This is a genomic window from Bradyrhizobium sp. P2_E8 (genome assembly GCF_056403875.1).
Genome location: NZ_JBFUES010001294.1, coordinates 1 through 1,756, shown reverse-complemented (window position 1 = coordinate 1,756; position 1,756 = coordinate 1). Strand labels below are relative to the sequence as shown.

Sequence of the window (1,756 nt, the reverse complement as noted above, 5' to 3'; positions counted from 1 at the left end):
GCTCGACGATCTGAGCGAAGCCACCGGCATGAACCGCCCGAGTCTCTACGGGGCCTTCGGCGACAAGCGCGAGCTCTACATCAAGAGCTACCAGCGCTACCGCGAGGAAGCGCGGGCATCCATGGCTGCGATCTTTCGCGACGAGATGCCGCTGCGCCAGCGCCTGGAGCGCATCTTCGCCTCCGCGCTGAATATCTATCTCTCCGGCGAGACGGGCCCGCGCGGCTGCTTCACCGTGGTGACGGCGGCGTCCGAGGCTGTCGGTGATCCCGACATCCGCGCCATGGTGCTCGACGGTCTCGCCGAGCTCGACAAGGCGTTTGCGAGTTGCTTCCGCCGCGCCAGGGAGAAGGGCGAACTGCCGGAGAGCGCGGACCCGGCCGTGCTGGCCCAGCTCGCATCAGCGACAGTGCACTCGATCGCCATCCGCTCGCGCGCCCGCGTCTCACGGAAAGATCTGGAAGCGATCGTGAAGGGTGCGATTGATGTGATGTTGGGGGTCAAGCCCTAGCTGTCGTCCCGGACAAGCGCAGCGAAGCGGAGCGCCGATCCGGGATCCATAACCACAGGGAGTGGTTTAGCGAAGACTCGGAGTTATCAGTCTCGCGCCGCAACTTCTCCCTGGGGTTATGGGTCCCCGCCTTCGCGGGGACGACAGCGAGAATGTAGCGCGATCCTTCGCCCGACTACGCCGCGCGAATATGCGCCAGGAAGCGATCGACCTCGTCGCGCAGACGTTGCGACTGCTTCGATAGCTCGATCGCGGAGCCCAGCACTTCCTCGGCTGCCGTGCCGGTCGCGGCGATGCCGGCGGTGACGCCGGAGATGTTCTGCGAGACCTCGCCGGTGCGGGCGGCGGCCTGCTGGACGTTCTGCGCGATCTCCTGCGTCGCGGTGCCTTGCTGCCCGACGGCGGCGGCGATCGCAGCCGAAATTTCGTCGACCTGCTGGATCGTCGCGCAGATCGACTGGATGCCGTCGACCGCGCCGGTCGTCTCGCCCTGCACCGCTGTGACCTGCGCGCCGATCTCTTCGGTTGCCTTCGCGGTCTGGGTCGCCAGCGCCTTCACTTCAGAGGCGACCACGGCAAAGCCGCGCCCGGCTTCGCCCGCGCGCGCCGCTTCGATCGTTGCATTGAGCGCCAGCAGATTGGTCTGGCCTGCAATGCCATTGATGAAGGCGACGACGTCGCCGATCTTCTGCGCGGCATCCGCCAGGCTCTGCACGCGCGCATTCGACTGCCGTCCGTCGCTCGCGGCCTTGCCGACCACTTCGGTCGCGTGCGCAAGGCGCCGGCTGATTTCGGTCATCGACGAGGACAATTCCTCCGCCGCGGCCGCGACCGTCTGCACGTTCTCCGAGGCCAGCGCCGAGGCCGACGACACCGTGCGGGTCTGCTCGCGCGACTGCTCGACGATATCGGACATCGAGCGCGCCGTGTGCTCCATCTCGACCGCGGCCGCGGACACCGTGGTGACGACCTCGCGGATGCTGGCCTCGAAATTGTCGGCAAGCGCGGCGAAGGCGCGCCGCTTCTCCGCTTCGGACTGCGCCTTGGCCTCGAGCTGCTCGGCCTGGAGCTTGCCGAAATTCACCGCATTGTCGCGGAACACCGCGACCGCCTTCACCATCGCGCCCACCTCGTCATTCGACTTGCTGGTGGGTACAGTGACGTCGAGACGTCCGTCCGCGAGCTCGCGCATCACGTTGGTGATCAACAGGATCGGGCGCGAGATGCTGCGGGCGATGAGATAGC

General features: G+C 66.9%; 2 protein-coding genes. One reads left to right on the top strand and one right to left on the bottom strand.

Annotated elements, in window-relative coordinates; translation table 11 throughout:
* A partial coding sequence (locus tag AC1D00_RS39710) for a TetR/AcrR family transcriptional regulator (RefSeq protein WP_477014450.1) occupies positions 1–511 on the top strand: 511 nt, incomplete at its 5' end.
* A 175-nt stretch (positions 512–686) separates the two neighbouring features.
* Here AC1D00_RS39710 and AC1D00_RS39705 read toward each other — a convergent pair.
* Positions 687–1,756 (bottom strand): methyl-accepting chemotaxis protein (locus tag AC1D00_RS39705; RefSeq protein ID WP_477014449.1); only part of this gene is annotated, 1,070 nt, incomplete at its 5' end.